This window comes from Sporomusa sphaeroides DSM 2875 (assembly GCF_001941975.2).
GTDB lineage: Bacteria > Bacillota > Negativicutes > Sporomusales > Sporomusaceae > Sporomusa > Sporomusa sphaeroides.
In genome coordinates this window covers 563,981-582,430 of sequence record NZ_CP146991.1, presented here as the reverse complement: position 1 = coordinate 582,430, position 18,450 = coordinate 563,981, and the positions used below count along the sequence as shown (strand labels likewise).

Sequence of the window (18,450 nt, the reverse complement as noted above, 5' to 3'; positions counted from 1 at the left end):
TCCAATTTTTGATTGCAGGTTATTATTTATTTCTCACAAACGGACAGAATTCCTGCCACATCCGACAGGATTTAGCAGGAATTCTACTATTTTTCGCTATTACGGTGTGATATGTCTATTTTTTTATTGCTTTGAAGGCCTCGGTTTGCTGCTTTATTCCCACTTCTGTGGCAAACCTTTCAATACTGGAAGCACCAAAGAAACCTGCCACATCACGAGTGTTCGCAATGATATACTGTGCATCTGCCGGTTCTGCGATAGGACCGCCATGACATAAGACAAGAATATCCGGCTTGACCGCCTTGGCAGCATCACAAATCGTCTGGACTTTGACAACACAATCATCCAGCGTTAATGCGGTTTTAGCCCCGATTGTGCCTTTGGTTGTCAACCCCATATGAGCCACAATGATATCGGCTCCGGCTTTAGCCATTTTCACGGCTTGCTCGGTATCAAATACATAAGGGGAAGTAACCAGATCCAGTTCATGCGCTTTTTTGATCATTTCGACTTCCAAATCGTATCCCATGCCGGTTTCTTCCAGGTTCTGCCGGAATACGCCATCAATGAGCCCAACGGTAGGGAAGTTCTGGACACCGGCAAACCCTTGCTCCTTTAGCTGCTTTAAGAACACTTCCATAATCCGAAACGGGTCGGTACCGCATACGCCGGCTAAAACAGGGGTATGCTTCACAACAGGTAATACTTCGGCCCCCATCTCGACAACAATCTTATTGGCATCGCCATAGGGCAGCAAGCCTGCCAGTGACCCCCTGCCTGCCATTCTATATTTCCCGGAATTATAAATAATGATTAAATCGACACCACCGGCCTCACCGCTTTTGGCCGATATCCCGGCCCCGGCTCCGGCGCCCACTATAATTCTGCCGGCAGTGATTTCCGCTCTCAGCTTCTTTAGTATTTCGCTTCTGGTTGGCATAAAAACGCCTCCTACCTGTGTTTTTCTGTTACCAGTTCAATTAATTTTTGCGCAGCCGCTGTGGAAAACTCAATATCATTGATATTCGCATTGATTTCGATAATTTCAACAAGCGGATTGGTAATATTGTCTTTGAGCGTTTTAAATAACATGGCATCCTCCTCCGGGCCATAGAAGGGCTGGCCGGGGGAATCAATCATGGAGACTCCCTGCAACGGCAGCAATAACGCCGCTTTGGCTGTACACATATTTAGTTTTTCGGCAATCATCAGTCCCAGCTGCCTATTTTCCTCAACCGTGGTGCGCATCAAGGTCACCGTAGGATTGTGTTTATAAAAATTACGCCCGTTATATTTGCCCGGAACGGTGCTAATGGGCCCGAAATTCACCATATCCAAAGCGCCAACAGAAACAACTTGCGGTATTTGATTTAGGGCGGCGGCTTCCAGTCTTTTATCTCCGGCTGCCATGTTGCCCCCCATAAGCTCATCACACCACTCTGTTGTGGTAATGTCAAAAACGCCTTCAATATAACCGTCTTTAATCAAACCTTCCATGGCTTTACCGCCGGTTCCTGTCGCATGGAAGATTAAAACCTCATAACCTTGCTGCTCGAGATATTCTCTGGCCTGATCTACACAAGGCGTCGTCACCCCGAACATAGAAGCGGCAATCAGAGGTTTCTTTGCAATCACTTTATTTACTTCAAATTTTACCATTCCCGCGATAGCCAGTGCCGCATTGGCAAAGATTTTCGTTGAGATAGAATTTAAGCCGGCAACATCCACAATGGAGGGATACATAAAAATATCACTGGTTCCCACATACATGGATACATCGCCTGCCGCTACGGTTGAAACCATAACTTTCGGCACACCGATCGGCAGAGCCCGCATGCCGGGAGTGACCAGTGAGGTCCCGCCGCTCCCGCCACAGGAAATTACGCCGTCAAACTTACCTGCCGCATACAGCTGGGGAAGCAATTTTTCCAAGCCCCGGGAGAGTACATCGGTTGCCAGCGCGCGGTCTTTGTTAGCCGCGATGGTTTTAATATCGGCTCCCACGACGCGGGCAATGTCTTCATTCGAAACATCTGCCGCCAGTTTTGACTCAAATACCCCTGTATGAATCATGAAGGTCTTCAAACCCAGGCTGTGAATGATTTCTTGCAGATAAGCAAACTCAAGACTTTTGGAATCAAACGTTCCGGCAATAGCAACTGTTTTCATGATAACCCCTCCTCGCGATTCGTGAGTTAACGGGATGACTGCACAGCTAAATTTTCCTGTTAACAAAATGATACCGTATTTTCAGATAAATTCATATATTTATTACATTTATAGTTTTTATTTTTCCCAATTATATTATGATAGATACAGGAGTGTTCAACATACTTATGTAGAAGGGGTGGGCGTTCATGCATTTTTATTGTTCTGATTGTAAAAAGGTATATCCCGTTAGTGGCCTTGCGTATCAATGTGAATGCGGGGGACTTTTTAAGCTCTATAAAGCAAAAGAAGAAGCAATTCCCAAAACGGTGTCCCTGGGAGAGGTTGTGACTCCGGTTGTAAAACGCAAGCTGGAGAACATAGAGGTTAATTTAAAGCTTGATTATATGAATCCCACCGGTTCCTTTAAAGACCGGGGGGCTTTGGTTACAATTAATATGCTCAAGGAGTTAGGTATCACCGAAGTGGTTGAGGATTCTTCCGGTAATGCCGGGGCAGCTTTCGCCGGTTATTGTGCGGCAGCCGGCATTACCTGCAATATCTATTTGCCAGAAAATACATCGGCAGGCAAGATTAAACAAATTAGTGCCTATAAAGCCAATATCGTTAAGATTCCGGGAACACGTGATGACGTGGCGGCGGCAACCCTGAAAGCAGCCGCGAAAACCTATTATGCTTCCCACGTTTATAATCCATTGTTTTTCGAAGGAACTAAGTCGCTTGCCTATGAAATCTATGAGCAAGTCGGCATACCCGACTATATCGTTGTGCCTGCCGGTAACGGCACTATGCTGCTGGGGGTATATATCGGTTTTAAAGAACTGGGGAAACTCCCCCGTATCATTGCCGTGCAAAGTGAGAACTGTGCGCCTGTGTACAGTAAATTTAAAAACCAGCCAAATAAGGAAATAACACCAACTGTCGCCGAAGGCATCGCTGTTGGAAAACCCAGGAGAATTGATGAGATGATAGCCGCCGTTAAAGACAGCAATGGCGATGTTATTACCGTCGATGACGAAAGGGTAATACAAGCTCAGCAAATGCTTGGTAACATGGGCATTTATGTCGAAGCCACTGCCGGCGTGGCCGTCGCCGGCATGCTGCACTATTTTCAGGGACAATCTGACAACAAAATTACTATTGTCGTCCCTTTAACCGGTACAGGGTTAAAGAAATAGGAGAAGTCGAAGAAAAGAAAAACCACCATCCAAAGGATGATGGTTTTTCTTCGCCATATATATTTGTCAATTCACTATGTTTCCCAGCAACTAAATTATGCCAGATACGTGAACTAAGTTTAGTACAAATAAAGAAACTGCAATAAAGACTAGAGCGGCCCCTCCAAGCTGAAATGCCATAGTATCATCCCTTTCCTTACCCTATTTTTAGTTACTGCTGCACCAAAGAAAGCGTGAATAAAATGAAAATATTGAATTGACATAATATAAGATGACTTTATTCTACTCCGATTAAATTGTCCTTGCAAGGAGGATTAAGGAACATATAGCCTGAAAATGAGCGCTAAGCCGGACTAAGGATTACTTACATACCCCATAAGTAAAATAACTCCTGATTAGGAGCTTTTATGGATATACCGGCCGCCATACAAAACTTATTTTGTTATACATGTAAAAACCTCCCAGGGTCTTTTTTCATCCTACCCTGGGAGGCTTTCGCTTTCATTTTCACTGCACCGATACACATGGTACACATCAAGCGCACCCCCTTGATAATTCCGCAGCCTGCCTGATGTTTAATGACCAAAAAGTTTGACCGCCTGTTTCATTTTGTCTATAACATTTACAGCAAAAGGACAGTTCTTCATACATGACCCGCATGCTATACATTCATGTGCATGATGATCCAGTACGGCATAATGATTCTTCACTGTTTCCGGCACATCGACCTGAATTAAAGCTAAATCCAAATATTTATTTACTAATGCAATATCAATTTTTTCCGGGCAGGGGGCGCAATGTCCGCAATACATACAGTGTCCGTGTAAGTTACTTCTTGGTGCACTCACAAGAACTTCACTATAATCCTTTTCTTTATTGCTTGCAGTGTTGTAGGCGGTCGCTGCCAATATTTCCTGCAGATTAGCCACGCCAACCATTACGGAAGCCACTGCCGGTCTAGTTAAACAGTAATGTAAGCATTGTACCGGGGTCAGTGCTTTGGCAAAGGGAGATGCCTGGTCACTGAACAGCACTCCGGCAGCATATCCCTTCATAACAGTTAAGGCGACACCCGCGTTGCTGCAAGTTTGGTATAATCTATTACGCTTGGGGTCAATGCCTTCATAAATCCGGTCTTTAAAAGTACTTTCTTCAAACAGGATATTTACATCCTCATTAGCTGGCAACATATCATAAGCCGCATTGATGCTAAACAAAATTACATCAATTAGTCCTGTTTCCACTGCGCTAAAAGCAATATCCGGATTATGGGTTGATATTCCTAACGATTTAATAATTCCTTTTGCCTTTAATTCTTTGGCATATGTGATTATTTCTCCCGTAAAGATGTTATCAAAATCTTTTTGATCATCCACATAATGCAACATGCCAATATCAACATAGTCTAACTGCATTCTGCGCAAAAAATCTTCAAATGCACCGACAACTTCATTGTAATCCCTGGTGCGCCGGTATTGCCCGTTATCCCAGACAGAACACAGATGCCCCTGAATAACAAAACTGTCCCGGGGATATTTGCTTAACGCTTTGCCAACATTACTTCTGACTTCCGGATTGGAATTGTATATATCAAGAAAATTAACGCCTTCGTCAAGGGAACAATCAATAATTGCTTCACAAGCCACAGCGTCTATATTCTCAAGTCCGCCGCCGCCAAGGCCAATGGTACTTACTTTAATCCCAGTTCTCCCTAAAACCCGATATTCCATACTAACCTCCCTGTCACAAAATTATCAGCCCCGGATTTCCCTAACCCTAATCTAGCACTTGGAGTCCAGTCCATGTCAAGCACTTTTTGGGGGCAGTACAGCGTCCTCCCGAATCGGCAGGTTAACCAGTGCCGCTAAAGCTGCCAGTACAATGTCCGCATACCACATCCAGAGAAAATTACCATCATGCGCCATGGCAAGGCCCCCCAGCCAGGCACCTAAAAAACCGCCAATCTGATGGGTCAAGAGCGTCAAGCCGAAAAGGGTAGCCAAATATCGTGTTCCGAACAATTTTCCCACAAGGCCGGCGGTCGGAGGTACTGTCGCCAGCCATGTAAACCCAAGCGATGCAGCAAAGATATAAAATGTCAAAGCCGTTTTGGGAGCCAGAAGATATAGTCCAATCATTACAGCGCGACTGCCGTACATAACAGCAAGTATATACTTCATCCGGTAGCGCGAGCCCAGTGAGCCGGCAAATAAACTGCCTGCTATATTAAACAAGCCGATTATAGCTAACGAGGCCGCCGATACATTGGCAGAATGCCCGCATAACGCAACTTCTCCCGGCAAATGAGTCACCAGAAAGGCAATGTGAAAACCGCAGGTAAAAAACCCTGCATGCAGGCACAGATAGCTTCGATCCTGCATCGCCAGCCGTAATTGCTGTATCAACCCCCCGGCTGGCTGCTCTGCTGCCACTGCCATTGCAGGTGCTCGCTTGCCGCATAGCAGTGAGGCCAGAGGAATGGTAAGCAAGGTTGTTGCCGCCATGGTAAACATGGCGGTAACCCAGCCAAATCCACTAATAACAGCCTGAAGTAAAGGGGCAAAAATAAATTGGCCTAACGAGCCTCCCGCATTAATAAAACCGCCGGCAAAAGCCCGGCGTTCGGCAGGTATCCGCTGTGAGGTAGCACCAATAAGTATGGAAAAGCTCCCCGCGCCGGCTCCTGCCGCACTTAAAACCCCCATAGTTAACACCAGCGACCACTCTGAATTAGCGAACGGAGTAAGGGCTAAGCCTCCTGCAAGCAAGAAAGTGCCAAAGACAATCACTCCATAAGAGCCCCTTTTGTCAGCAATCGCGCCAAAAATAGGCTGCGCCAGCCCCCATATAAACTGCCCTACAGCGAGAGCAAAGCTAATGGAAACAATACCTAAGCCGGTTGTTGTATCGATTGGTGAAACAAAAAGCCCCACCGATTGTCTGGCACCCATAGTAATCGCCAAAATTGCAGCTGAACTTAGCATGATCAACCATGCTGTCCTGGTTGAATTGACTTCCATATATATCTCCTTTAGTTACCAGGCACCATGTCCATGCCGGCTAATTTAATCAGTTTGTTGGCAAGATAGCTGCCGACGCCGATAACACTCTCAATATGCAGGAAATGTTCGATAGACGGGTCAAATAAAACTGTGGCGTTTGCCGGAACTTCTTCGTCTCCCTCCCAGATAAGCACACACAGCGGAATCTTGGGAAATACCTGGAAAACAGCGGAGACAGTGCCAAACCCGGCCGGCTGGCCGCCCATCTGTTTGGCGCAGGCTAAGAGGAGCGCCGACTGCCGGCCAAAGGCTTTAATGAGACCGCGGATGGAATCTTTATAGAAAGCGGGATAGAAAAGCATGCCGCCGCCAGGTATTTCCTTAAGGCTGACCCACTTGCAGACAGGTTCTTGCCTGGATGCAAAAAAGGTAAGGTAATGCAGGATGAGCATACGCGCACCGATGCCGGGAACCAAGCCATCTGCCGCATTATAAATGGTTTGCCGGCTGCAGTCGACAATAAACTGCTCATTAAAAAACGGAACAATAAACTGCTGCCTGTCACTAAGGTAGGTTACCTGCATGATCTCGGCAACTTCAGCAGGATCTTTGAGTTTCAAATCCTCCCAGCCCTTATCAAGGGCGACACGGTAATTAGTCTTTTCCAGATAAATTCCTCCCCCGTAATCCCTGTATTATGCACCTTCTCACAGGTTAAAGCGGCAACAACGCTTACGCTGCTATATCTAGTAAACAAAATATTAACATTCGGCAGATATTTACAGTAATCCTCTGCTGTTTCCAGCAAGTACCGCTTTCCCTCTTCGCCAGCATTTGCCGGATACGCGAATGTTGCCCAGACTAATCTCTACAAATTCAGCAGCAAGCTATCCGTCTTTCACTGCAATTAAGCATTAGTGTATATACACATATATTGTTTTAAATATACTACCTTGCCTCATACTATGTCAAGCCTTTAAAAAAATATTACCGTATTGCGTACCTGGCAGCCAGGCAAATAAATTTTTACCCCATCTCTAAACATAGTAAACCAAGTGCAGCAAAACAGCCAGCCCAATAAGGCTGACTGTTTGTTTTTTTTGCGGGCTACACAAAGGACAAGCACGTGTGAGCCGCTCACAAGCAAGTTCTAATGGTGACCGGAATGCTCGTTTGACTGGTTGTTGCCACTTTCTGCAGACGGTACTTGTTGATGATCTTGTTGGGTATTGGCTTGTTCAGCCAATACCAGTGCGGAACTCACTCCGGATGTTGCCACAAACGTACCCAGCAATAAAGCAATAACTACTTTTGATACCACTTTGTTCATAATGTCATCTCCCTGAAAACTATATTATTGATCCGATAGGTTAACCCGCCGTTTAAGGGTGACGCACACGGGCATACGGCCCGCCAGTCGCAACTACACCTTTACGTTGCGCCCTATATTCCGACTTACCCACCATCCCCACAGCAGGCTGGCCGCCAGTGCTGTGAGTAAAGCAGTTAGCTGTGCAGCCTTGAATCCGCCGATAAGGAGACTATCTGTGCGCAAAAATTCTAACTGAACCGTGCCAGTGAATATAAGATAAAGCAGGCTTCCTCCTCGACCAACACCACACTTGTTGTAACAAATCATATCATTAAGTTTTGAAGAACCTGTGAATATGTGGTGAAGAAATTGTGATTTCTATAAAGCGCAAGCAGCTCTCCACCAGTCGGAGAGCTGCTTGCATACAATGTCTCGTTTACGTATTGAAGTTATCAGATACGGGAGGTTTTTTGCGCTCGCGCCATTGATTCCAGACCAGATAGATACAAGGCAATACGAGCAGGGTCAAAATCGTGGAGGTAATCAAGCCGCCAACAACTACTGTAGCCATCGGCCGCTGTACCTCTGCACCGGTGCCGGTGGCAAAGAGTAACGGGAATAAGCCGAGACTTGCGACCAGTGCCGTAATCATAACCGGCCTTAGCCGGGTGAGTGCGCCTTCAGTAATGGCTTCTTCCAGCGAGCGGTGACCACGCAGGTGTTTGATATAGGTCACCATGATTACCCCATTTTGGACCGCAATCCCGAAAAGCGCAATAAAGCCGACAGCTGCCGCAACCGTAAGGTAGGTACCGGTAGCGTACATGGCTACAATACCGCCCACTAAAGAAAACGGAATGTTCATCAGAATGAGCAAAGCATCACTGGCAGAGTTGAAGGCCATATACAGTAAGAAAAAGGTGAGCACAATGACTGCCGGTACCACTATCATCAGCCGGTCTTTTGCCCGTTGCTGATTCTCATACTGGCCGGTCCATTTCATGGAATACCCAGGGGGGAAGTCAACCTTTTCTTTAATAACCTGATTGGCTTCATTAACAAAACCAACGACGTCCCGCCCCCGGGTATTCATCTGAACGCTCATCCAATAGACTCCGTTTTCACTGCTAATCATGGATGGTCCGTCCACTACCTGGAATTGAGCGACTTCACCGAGAGGCACATAGGCGCCGGTAGCCGGAGCAGCCGCGGCAGTGGCTTCGCCGCCGCCCATGCCGCCCATACCGCCTGGTGATGTTGAGGCCGCAACAGTGCCGCCACCGGTTACGGGAACGAGGATGTTTTGCATGGCGTCAATGGTTTCGCGGTTTTCCCGGTTGTACCGTACAAGAACGTCAAAGCGCTTACGCCCTTCAATAGTGGTTGTGGCAGTTTTGCCGCCTACCGCTAATTCGATAGCGTCCTCAACGTCGGCGATGTTAAGACCATACCTGGCAGCTTTTTCCCGGTTGACCTGAATTTCTAAATAGCTGGCACCAAAGACTCTTTCGGCCAGTAAATCGCTGACACCGGGCACCGCTCCCAATGCCGTTTCAATGTCAAAGGCCTTTTGCTGAAGCACCTTAAGATCTTCTCCGTAAAGCTTAATACCAAGTTCGGTGCGAACCCCGGTGGTCAGCATGGACAACCGGCCGGCAATCGGCTGAGTAAAGGCTAAGTTGAGTCCGGGGATATTGGCCAGTTTGACCATCATTTCCTGTTCAATCGCCTCCTTGGTCATACCTGGCCGCCACTGCTCTTTGGGCTTTAGGGTGACAATGGTTTCAATCATACTGATTGGCGCCGGGTCCATTGCCGACTCGGCTCGACCCACCTTGCCGACCGACATATCGATTTCCGGAATCTCCATGATGACTTTGTCCATGGTTTTTGCCGATTCCAACGCTTCCGTGAGTGATACACTAGGCATCATGGTCGGCATAACCAGGAATGTCCCTTCATCTAAAACCGGCATAAAAGTGGTACCAAGGAGCGGTAAGAGTGAGAATCCGGCTATCATTACAATTACGGCAATAACAATAGTAGTTTTGCTGTGCTTTAGTACTGACTTCAACGTGGGCGTGTACCATTGATGCATTCTGGCAACAATCCAGGTGTCTTTTTCCTGAATCTTACCTCGAAGAAAGAATGTGCAGAGCACCGGCACCAAAGTGAATGCCAATAACAATGAGCCGGTCATGGCAAAGCTTTTAGCCCAGGCCATGGGGGTATACATCTTGCCTTCGGTACCGGTCATGGTAAATACCGGCAGGAAGGTGACGATAATAATGGTGATGGAAAAGAAGATTGGTACGGCCACTTCTTTGGCCGCTGCCAGCGTCACGTCAATAATACTCCGCCGACCTCGGTCCTCGGCTAAATGCCGGTAAATGTTTTCCACCATAACAATGGCCGCGTCTGTCATAACGCCAATGCCGATAGCAATACCGCCAAGTGACATTAAATTGGCCGATAGGTGAATCTGTTTCATGGCAATCAGCGCGATCAAAATACCAATTGGGATGGCGCTGGTGACAATCAGGCTGGACCGGACATTCCCTAAAAAGGCGATAACAATGATAGACACTAAAATAAACTCTTCAATCAGCGCCCGCGTTAGTGTATTAACTGCTTTTTTCACCAGGTCAGTCTGATCATAAAATGGTACAATCCGCATACCTTCCGGTAAGGTTGGCTGAATTTCCGCTATTTTGTCTTTCGCTTGGTCAATGACGTTCAGCGTATTCTCGCCCATGCGCTGAATAACAATTCCCCCGGCCGCCTCATAACCGGATTTGGTCAGCACACCCCGGCGAAAATCCGGGCCTGCAGTTACACCGGCTACATCTTTGATATATATGGGGACATTGTTGTTTTGGGTAATAACAACATTCTTAATATCATCAATGGACTCGATTAATCCCAGCCCGCGAATGATATATTCCTGACCGTTTTGTTCGACAACTTTGGCCCCAATATTGGCATTGTTAGCATTAAGCGCCCCAATTACCTGATTAAAAGTAACCCGGTAGCTTTGCAGGAGCTGCGGGTAAAGATTGATCTGATACTGCATTACATAGCCGCCAATACTGGCAACTTCGGCTACTCCGGGCACGGCGCCCAGTTGTTGCTTGATGGTAAAATCCTGAATGGTGCGTAATTCAGCAAGGTTGTGGCGATCACTTTCCACGGTATACATAAAGACTTGTCCCATCGGGGTGCTGACCGGGCCTAAGGCTGGCTGCACACCGCTTGGCAGACGGGGAATAGCCTGCTGCACTTTTTCATTTACCACCTGGCGGGCAAAGTAGGGATCTACTCCGTCTTCAAAAATAACTGTTATCAGTGACATGCCAAAAGAGGAAGCTGACCGTACTTGTTTAACCTTCGGCAGTCCCCGCAAGGCCGTCTCCAGGGGATAGGTCACCTGATCCTGGATTTCCTGCGGTCCCCGGCCCATCCAGTCAGCTGAAACAAGCACTTGGTTCTCACTAAGATCAGGAAAAGCATCAATCGGGGTATCACGTATGACAAAAATTCCCCATATAATAACCAGTGCGGTTAACATCAGGACAATCATTCGGTTTTTCAGGGAAAACTCGATTATTTTATTTAGCATGCCAGTCCTCCTTAATGCCCGCTGTGGCCGCTATGCTGGCCTGAGTCAGCCGGAGCACCAGGTATGGCAGGCGCCTGGACCGGCGCTGCACTACCGGCAGCTGGTGCCGATGCTGCGGCTCCCTTACCATCACCCCCGCCGCCATGACCGGCATGGCTGCCAAAGCTGCCTAATTTAGTTTGGGAATCAATAAGGAAGGCAGCAGCTGTTACGACTGTTTCACCAGGCTGCAGCCCGGACAGGATTTGGACATAACCGTCGGCATATTGTCCGATGACTACATCTCGTCTGACGAAGGTATCTTCGCTTTGAGCGACAAAGACAATTTGGCGGCTGCCGGTATCCAAAATACTGGATTCCGGGATGAGCAGACTGTCTCCCAGAGGTATTTGAATCATAGCGTTAACAAACATGTTAGGTTTTAATTTGCCGCCGGGATTAGCCATTTCGACCCGTACTTTAACCGTTCTGGTTGCATCGTCAAGTATCGGGTTAATAAAGGTGACCTGTCCGTTAAAGGTTTCTCCCGGATAGGCGCCGCTAGTTACCACGACCTGCTGACCCGGCTTTATCCCTGCTATGTCTTTTTCGTAAATATCCACATACAGCCAAACGGTAGATAAATCCGACAGGCTGTACATTTTATCGCCGGGCATAAGGAAGGTACCTGCCAGGACTTGTTTTTCCAGCACGGTTCCGCCAAACTGGGCATAAATGGTCATATGGTCCTTGGGTTGTCTGGTATGCTCCAGATGAGTGATTTCATTGTCAGGTACATGCAAAAGTTGCAGTTTGCGCCGGGCAGCCTCGAGCAGACGGTTGTTGATCTGGACTATATCTTTACTGGCATTTTTTAGTTTTTGAACATTTTCCATTGCCAATAAATATTCCTCCTGGGCCGCAATGTAAGTCGGGCTGTATACAGCGGCGATAGCCTGGCCGGGAGCAATCGTTTCTCCTTCGGCGGTCACGTAAAGCTGGTCTATCCGTCCTTCAACCCGGGAAGTGATGTAGGTCCGACCGTTTTCATTCATAGCAATCTTGCCGGTGGTTTTGGTTTCCTTAGTTAACGGCTTAACAAATGCTTGCGCCGTTTGCACCCCAGCCAATTGCCGCGCCTTGGCATCCAAAGTCACGGTGTCTCCCATGGCCATAACCGGGGCATTTGCTTGGTGGCCGGTATGGTCTGCAGCCGCCGGCACATTATGTTGAGCAGTATAGTAGTAGCCCACACCACCAATTACCAGAATGCCGGCAGTCACACCAATAATAAGTTTCTTTTTGGTCTGTAGTGTTTCAATCATGCGGTCCTCTCCTTTTACAGTTTACTCATTATGGCTGCGTTCCACTGGTGAATAAAGGCTTCCCTACTGCATTTTCCAGATTGGCCGCAGCTTTCTCATAATCCACTTTAGCTTTATATAGTCCCAGTTTAGCATTGCGCAGCGTATTAACCCCGTCCAGAACAGTCATAAAATCGGCTTTGCCATGGGTATATCCAACAACCGCCGCCTGGTAATGCTGTTCAGCCTGCGGAACAATGGTACTCTCATATAGTTCAATTTGACGCCAGCTAGTTTGGGCTTCAGTAAGCGCCATTTGGACGTCAAGTTCAGCCATATTCTTCATATTCTGAAGGGCAGCTTGCGAAGCTTCATAGCCGGCTTCCGCTGCTTTGATTTCGGCTTTGTTTTTCCCTTGCCAAATAGGAAACATTGCCATTACTTCAATACTCCAGGCAGGCTTGCGATCTTCAACCATGATTTTCGGGTCCATGCCGCTCATAGTCATTACGTCAATCATGGGTTCCTTATTCTTCTTGTACCCTAAACTGACTTCAAAATCAGGTAATTTCTGTTTTTTTGCTAAATCAATCCCGTTTTGGGCCATGTCCGCCTGATACTGCATCCCTACCACAGATGACTTACTTTCAGTAGCGGTTTTAATAAGGCCGGCCAAATCAAAATCGGGCGGCGGAGCTGTAAATTCTTCTTTAACTTCGAAAGCGGTATTCGTGCTGCGTCCCATCAAGTTGTTAATCTTTGCTTTCGCCACAGCTTCCATCGACGCCATATTTAGCAGATCAATTGTCATCTGTGAAAACTCAGTCTGAGCTTTTAGTGTATCCTGAAGCGGCACCATGCCTGTTGAGTAATTGACTTGAGCCAGCTTCGCAAGCTGACCCATAAGCTGCTGGCTCTCTTTACCAATTGCCAGCGCTTGCTTAGAATAAAGGTAATCATAATAGGCCTGTTTTGCTTGTACATAGACTGCGACCTGTTTCTCATCCCAGCTTGTTTTGCTCATGTTTGCTTCATTTTCTGCCATTTTACCCATTAACTTAAGTTTAGACGGGTTCATAAACTCTTGACTGATAGTAAACTCGGTCATCATGCCGTCACCGGGATTCAAACTGGATGTTGGGATATCGTCTTTCATAAAACCGACTTTAAGATTGGGTTGTGCTGTGGCAGCAGGAATGCGATTGAATTTTTCTTCCCACCTTTTTTCGGTTTCCACCACCGCCGGATTGCTTTTGATGGCGGTGTTTACGATTTCTTGCAGGGTTAAGGGCTGTTCCGCTGCAAGGACTGGCTGTAAATTGGTTGCGAGCATAATACTGCCTACTACGAGTGCTCTTATAATGCCAGTCTTTGAGATATTGCTCATTGTTCATCCTCCTTGAAGTTAATGTACTAGTTCTAGCTGGGGCCTTATGTAGCAGTACAAATATATATACTGCCAGCTATTGCCTGGCTTTAAAGACAAACAGCCCTCCCCCATTCAGAGGACTGTTTGTAGCTTTGGATTTGTTTCAGTATAACAAGTCATTATGAATTACTTATGAATACTTCTTGAAGAACTTGTGTGATTTCACGCTGAACAAATTCAGTTAAAAACAAAACTGGCACCGTATGAGAAACGGTGCCAGTACAATTGCATCACTTATTCAGGTTCAGTTCTCTTGCTAAAGATTGAAATGTCATGTTAGAGTTAATACATCAAGAACTTGGTTTAATGGAATAATTTTTGCGAAAGAAAATTAATTAATCCTGGAGGTGTTGTGAATGAAAGCAATGATGATCCGGAAATATGGCGGTCCGGAAGTATTCGAAATAGCGGCTGTGGACAAGCCTGAACCAATTCCCGGGCATGTAGTATTGAAAGTAGTCGCCAGTAGTGTCAACCCGCTGGAAACGAAAATTCGCTCAGGTTTGGCTGCTGCTATCGGACCCAAATTACCCGCAATTCTTAATGCAGATGTTTCAGGTGAGATTATAGCTGTTGGCGAAGAAGCAGGCCAGTGGAAAGTTGGTGATCAAGTATTCGGTTGTACTGGTGGAGTCGGGAATTTACAAGGAGCATTGGCTGAATTTATGCTGGCAGATGCCAATTTGATTGCGAAAAAACCTGCCTGCATTGATCACTACACGGCGGCCTTATTTCCGTTGGTCACCATAACCGCCTGGGAAGGAATTATGGAAAAATCCTTAGTGAAGCCAGGCGAAAAATTATTAATACATGGTGCTGCCGGCGGAGTTGGGCATATAGCTGTACAATTGGCAAAGCAACAAGGTGCTATTGTTTATGGTACGGTTTTAAATCAGGAGCAAGCCGATGTGGCGAAAGCTTTTGGTGCGGACCATGTTATTTTTTCTAATACTGAGTCTGTCGAAAGCTATGTGGAGAAATACACAGATGGCAGAGGATTTGACGCGATATTCGATCCGGTTGGAGGAGATAATTTAACCAACAGTTTCAAAGCGGTAAAATTAAAGGGAGCAATTTGTACTACTAACGCCAGGACCACTCTGGATATCGGACTGATGCATGCGAAAGCCCTCACTTTACATGCTCTATTGATGACTGTGCCTATGCTTTTCAATATTGAACGAGAACGGCATGGCAGAATACTGAACCATGTAAGTAATTTAATCGAACAAGGAAAATTACATATCCAGAGAGACAAACAGCAGTTTACTTTTGATGAGGTTAATAAGGCTCATGCTTATTTGGAAGCCGGCAAGGCTATGGGGAAAATATCATTGGTAAATTCATTTCAAGGATAACCGGCTGCCCTTTCCCCTCAGACATTACACCGCTTATAGACCCAGCTTTTGTTCAATCCACTGTCTTGTAACGGGATGAAGCAGCAGGTGCTCCTTATTCTGCTGATACCAGGGAATCATATCCAGCCGGTCCGGCTGGCGGGAAACAGCAAGCCAGTCGGCCAGCATTTCGCGCCGGTCTGCATCAGGCATCGGCAGCGGACGGACTGAGCCATTATCAAGGCAAACTACCCAGTGCTGCCAGTGATGAGAATTGCGGTGATAATGACGCAGCCAGCACAGAGCAAGCTCATCATTCGCCCGGTTCAGATCTATACGGCCATCTGCGCCGCGCAAATTGCCTGCCCGCATTGCCCGAACCCGCGGCCTCCATTCACCAGGCGTAAGCTTAGTAAAATCATGCAGCAGCCCCCGCCAGGGGATCCCCAGCTTGCAAGCTTCCTGGAAAACATACCATTTATGCCGTAAAACCGCAGACACATATTGAAGATGATATTTCATAATCAATAAATCACTCTCTTTTTCATCTGTCCAGCAGGAAAATTTTAGTTGAATATCCATCTTTACAATTCCTTTGCTTCAAGCTAAATTCCTTCATTTTACATTAGCTATACAGAAGCCAATGTTTTAAACTGCCAGCTGATAACTTGCAGATTCCTTTCTTTTTTACATCATGGCTTTTATAATTCATGGGTAAATAGGGACAGGCAGTGCCATTTCTTTGAGGTGAGACATTATGAGAGGCAAACATTTAGCGAAATATAGAGAAATTGGCCGCAAAGTTGCGTTTTACCGCAAACTTCGCAATCTAACCCAAGAAAGTCTGAGTGAACAGATCGACAAGTCAAGGTCGTACATATCCAAAATAGAGGCGGAAAATTCTGAGATGGAATTTAGTCTAGACATTCTTTTCGATATTGCGGATGCCCTAAAGGTGGATGTCGCAGCTTTTTTCAACCCCATTGATGTAGAAATCCGGGGCAGATATTTAAAGAACAAATAGATACAAAACGATCGTTCTGTGACGTACAAAAAATCAGCAACCATGCCCTCACATTACAATGAAAGGCAAGTTGCTGATTTTTATTATATTTGTTGGTTTTATCGTTTATAAACCCAATCAAACGCTACCAAATTCGTCCTACTCCACCGTAACGCTCTTCGCCAGATTCCTCGGCTTATCAACATCACAACCACGGGTCACAGCCGCATAGTACGCTAAGAGCTGCAGCGGAATGACTGACAGAATCGGCGTCAGGAATTTATCAGTGGCAGGAATATAGATGGTATGGTCAACATATTTTTCAATTTGCTCGTCACCTTTAAGACCGATGCCGATAACGACGGCATCGCGGGCTTTTACTTCTTTGATGTTACTGAGCATTTTTTCATAGACATCTTTTTGGGTAGCTAAAGCGATAACTGGTACTCCCTCAATGATAAGGGCCAGGGTGCCGTGCTTGAGTTCACCGGCAGCATAAGCCTCAGCATGGATATAGGATATTTCCTTAAGTTTTAGCGAGCCCTCCAGGGCTACTGCATAGTCTAAAGAACGGCCGATAAAGAATACGTCTTCTTTAAAGCCATACTGTTGGGCAAAGGTTTTTATCGGTTCCACGTCTTCCAGCAATTCATGAATCTGGTTAGGCAGATTCCGCAGCTCCCGGCAGAGTTCCCGGGCCTTTTCCTGCGCCAGCGTGCCTTTGAGCGAACCCATATGAATGGCTAAGAGCGCCATAACAATAAGCTGGGTGGTATAGGCTTTGGTGGAGGCCACGGCGATTTCCGGGCCGGCCCAGGTATAAATGACCTGGTCGGATTCACGGGCAATGGAAGAGCCGACAACATTGGTTATGGCCAGTGTACGGGAACCCAGTTTTTTGGCTTCTTTGAGCGCCGCCAGGGTATCCAGCGTTTCACCGGACTGGCTGATAATAATGGTTAGGGTTTGATCATCAATGATGGGGGAACGGTAGCGGAATTCTGAGGCGACATCGACTTCTACCGGGATGCGGGCCAGATTTTCCATCAGATATTTACCGACAATACCGGCATGATAGGCTGTGCCGCAGGCGACAACAGCAATTTTTTTGATGCCGGCAATATCCTCTTTGGTCCATTTGAGTTCGTCAAAGGTTACGCCGCTGTCATCTTTGGCCAGACGGCCGGTCATGGTTTCCCGGACAGCCTTGGGCTGTTCGTAAATTTCTTTAATCATGAAATGCTCATAACCGCCTCTTTCAGCGGCTTCGGCATCCCAGTTAACTTCAAACACTTTTTTGGTTACAGGCACACCCTGGCGGTTCATAACCCAAACAGAATCTTTGGTTACAATGGCCATTTCACCGTCATTGAGAATATAGGTTTTACGGGTGCGGCTGATGATGGCGGGAATATCGGAGGCAATAAAGTTTTCACCTTCTCCCAAACCGATAACCAACGGGTTATCCTGTTTGGTGCAGATGAGCTTGTCTGGTTCATCCTGGCACATAAATACCAGCGCGTAGGAGCCCTCGATTTGTTCGAGCACCTTTTTTACAGCAGCTTCAAAATCGCCCTGATAGCATTCTTCGATGAGATGGGCCACAACCTCGGTGTCGGTTTCGGAGGTAAATTTATGGCCTTTGGCAATAAGCTTTTCTTTCAGGTGCAGGTAATTTTCGATAATACCGTTATGCACGACAACAAATTTGCCGGTACAATCGGTATGGGGATGAGAATTGGCGTCAGACGGACGGCCATGGGTAGCCCACCGGGTATGGCCAATGCCAAGCTGGCCTTTGAGCGGATGGCTATCTACCTTTTTCGCCAGTACATTCAAGCGACCTACGCTTTTATCCACGTGTATTTCAGTGCCGTCAAACACGGCAATTCCCGCTGAATCATAACCGCGGTATTCCAGTTTGCTCATGCCTTCCAAGAGAAACGGTGCGGCCTGATCGGGTCCGATATAGCCTACGATACCACACATATATATAAACCTCCTAAATGTTAAATGCTGCAGAAAACTAGGAGTGCCCCGCACAGCAATACTACTGCCAGGCAATCCTGCTTTCCTTTTTGCTTGTAATCCGATAATTGTCCTGCATGCCGCCGTTTT

At 46.7% G+C, this 18,450-nt stretch carries 14 protein-coding genes; 3 read left to right on the top strand and 11 right to left on the bottom strand.

Annotation, left to right across the window (positions count from 1 at the left end; all coding sequences use genetic code 11):
- Positions 1–115: 115 nt before the first annotated feature.
- Both SPSPH_RS02670 and SPSPH_RS02665 read right to left on the bottom strand, forming a co-directional pair.
- Positions 116–940: a phosphoenolpyruvate hydrolase family protein gene (locus SPSPH_RS02670; RefSeq protein ID WP_075752961.1), complete on the bottom strand. Its 825-nt coding sequence runs from the start codon at positions 938–940 to the stop codon at positions 116–118.
- An 11-nt stretch (positions 941–951) separates the two neighbouring features.
- Positions 952–2,169, bottom strand: a complete 1,218-nt coding sequence (locus SPSPH_RS02665; protein ID WP_075752959.1) for a Tm-1-like ATP-binding domain-containing protein — start codon at positions 2,167–2,169, stop codon at positions 952–954.
- A gap of 188 nt (positions 2,170–2,357) precedes the next feature.
- Here SPSPH_RS02665 and SPSPH_RS02660 point away from each other — a divergent pair, with 188 nt between their 5' ends.
- Positions 2,358–3,347, top strand: a complete 990-nt coding sequence (locus tag SPSPH_RS02660; protein ID WP_075752957.1) for a pyridoxal-phosphate dependent enzyme — start codon at positions 2,358–2,360, stop codon at positions 3,345–3,347.
- Between the two features lie 575 nt (positions 3,348–3,922).
- Here SPSPH_RS02660 and SPSPH_RS02655 read toward each other — a convergent pair.
- The 7 genes from SPSPH_RS02655 to SPSPH_RS02625 all read right to left on the bottom strand — a co-directional run bounded on the left by SPSPH_RS02655 (position 3,923) and on the right by SPSPH_RS02625 (position 13,950).
- The gene (locus tag SPSPH_RS02655) at positions 3,923–5,077 is read right to left on the bottom strand and encodes an aldo/keto reductase (protein WP_075752955.1); all 1,155 of its coding nucleotides are present in this window, start codon (positions 5,075–5,077) and stop codon (positions 3,923–3,925) included.
- Between the two features lie 75 nt (positions 5,078–5,152).
- Complete coding sequence (locus SPSPH_RS02650) at positions 5,153–6,367, bottom strand: MFS transporter (protein WP_075752953.1); 1,215 nt, start codon at positions 6,365–6,367, stop codon at positions 5,153–5,155.
- 11 nt (positions 6,368–6,378) lie between these two features.
- The gene (locus tag SPSPH_RS02645) at positions 6,379–6,969 is read right to left on the bottom strand and encodes a DUF3786 domain-containing protein (RefSeq protein WP_233138633.1); all 591 of its coding nucleotides are present in this window, start codon (positions 6,967–6,969) and stop codon (positions 6,379–6,381) included.
- 530 nt (positions 6,970–7,499) lie between these two features.
- A complete protein-coding gene (locus tag SPSPH_RS02640; protein ID WP_075752947.1) occupies positions 7,500–7,679 on the bottom strand; it encodes a hypothetical protein in 180 nt (59 codons plus the stop codon).
- Between the two features lie 418 nt (positions 7,680–8,097).
- Positions 8,098–11,280 (bottom strand): efflux RND transporter permease subunit, encoded by a 3,183-nt coding sequence (locus tag SPSPH_RS02635; RefSeq protein ID WP_075752945.1) that lies wholly within the window; start codon positions 11,278–11,280, stop codon positions 8,098–8,100.
- A gap of 11 nt (positions 11,281–11,291) precedes the next feature.
- Positions 11,292–12,584, bottom strand: coding sequence for an efflux RND transporter periplasmic adaptor subunit (locus tag SPSPH_RS02630; RefSeq protein WP_075752943.1), 1,293 nt, complete (start codon positions 12,582–12,584; stop codon positions 11,292–11,294).
- Between the two features lie 28 nt (positions 12,585–12,612).
- Positions 12,613–13,950 (bottom strand): TolC family protein, encoded by a 1,338-nt coding sequence (locus SPSPH_RS02625; protein ID WP_075752941.1) that lies wholly within the window; start codon positions 13,948–13,950, stop codon positions 12,613–12,615.
- 398 nt (positions 13,951–14,348) lie between these two features.
- On the opposite strand from SPSPH_RS02625, the gene SPSPH_RS02620 reads away from it, so the two are divergent.
- Positions 14,349–15,350 carry a zinc-dependent alcohol dehydrogenase family protein gene (locus tag SPSPH_RS02620; protein ID WP_075752939.1) on the top strand — a complete coding sequence of 334 codons (1,002 nt, stop codon included), beginning with the start codon at positions 14,349–14,351 and terminating at the stop codon, positions 15,348–15,350.
- A gap of 33 nt (positions 15,351–15,383) precedes the next feature.
- On the opposite strand, the gene SPSPH_RS02615 is transcribed toward SPSPH_RS02620, so the two are convergent.
- The gene (locus tag SPSPH_RS02615) at positions 15,384–15,911 is read right to left on the bottom strand and encodes a DUF5662 family protein (protein WP_075752937.1); all 528 of its coding nucleotides are present in this window, start codon (positions 15,909–15,911) and stop codon (positions 15,384–15,386) included.
- 175 nt (positions 15,912–16,086) lie between these two features.
- Here SPSPH_RS02615 and SPSPH_RS02610 point away from each other — a divergent pair, with 175 nt between their 5' ends.
- Positions 16,087–16,353: a helix-turn-helix domain-containing protein gene (locus SPSPH_RS02610; protein ID WP_075752935.1), complete on the top strand. Its 267-nt coding sequence runs from the start codon at positions 16,087–16,089 to the stop codon at positions 16,351–16,353.
- Between the two features lie 138 nt (positions 16,354–16,491).
- On the opposite strand, the gene glmS is transcribed toward SPSPH_RS02610, so the two are convergent.
- Complete coding sequence (glmS, locus tag SPSPH_RS02605) at positions 16,492–18,321, bottom strand: glutamine--fructose-6-phosphate transaminase (isomerizing) (RefSeq protein ID WP_075752933.1); 1,830 nt, start codon at positions 18,319–18,321, stop codon at positions 16,492–16,494.
- Positions 18,322–18,450: the final 129 nt, after the last annotated feature.

Coding starts and splice junctions, on each gene's coding strand:
- SPSPH_RS02660 (WP_075752957.1), top strand. CDS start 2,358: ATGCATTTTTATTGTTCTGATTGTAAAAAGGTATATCCCGTTAGTGGC.
- SPSPH_RS02620 (WP_075752939.1), top strand. CDS start 14,349: ATGAAAGCAATGATGATCCGGAAATATGGCGGTCCGGAAGTATTCGAA.
- SPSPH_RS02610 (WP_075752935.1), top strand. CDS start 16,087: ATGAGAGGCAAACATTTAGCGAAATATAGAGAAATTGGCCGCAAAGTT.
- SPSPH_RS02625 (WP_075752941.1), bottom strand. CDS start 13,950: ATGAGCAATATCTCAAAGACTGGCATTATAAGAGCACTCGTAGTAGGC.
- glmS (WP_075752933.1), bottom strand. CDS start 18,321: ATGTGTGGTATCGTAGGCTATATCGGACCCGATCAGGCCGCACCGTTT.
- SPSPH_RS02650 (WP_075752953.1), bottom strand. CDS start 6,367: ATGGAAGTCAATTCAACCAGGACAGCATGGTTGATCATGCTAAGTTCA.
- SPSPH_RS02655 (WP_075752955.1), bottom strand. CDS start 5,077: ATGGAATATCGGGTTTTAGGGAGAACTGGGATTAAAGTAAGTACCATT.
- SPSPH_RS02615 (WP_075752937.1), bottom strand. CDS start 15,911: ATGGATATTCAACTAAAATTTTCCTGCTGGACAGATGAAAAAGAGAGT.
- SPSPH_RS02665 (WP_075752959.1), bottom strand. CDS start 2,169: ATGAAAACAGTTGCTATTGCCGGAACGTTTGATTCCAAAAGTCTTGAG.
- SPSPH_RS02635 (WP_075752945.1), bottom strand. CDS start 11,280: ATGCTAAATAAAATAATCGAGTTTTCCCTGAAAAACCGAATGATTGTC.
- SPSPH_RS02640 (WP_075752947.1), bottom strand. CDS start 7,679: ATGAACAAAGTGGTATCAAAAGTAGTTATTGCTTTATTGCTGGGTACG.
- SPSPH_RS02630 (WP_075752943.1), bottom strand. CDS start 12,584: ATGATTGAAACACTACAGACCAAAAAGAAACTTATTATTGGTGTGACT.
- SPSPH_RS02670 (WP_075752961.1), bottom strand. CDS start 940: ATGCCAACCAGAAGCGAAATACTAAAGAAGCTGAGAGCGGAAATCACT.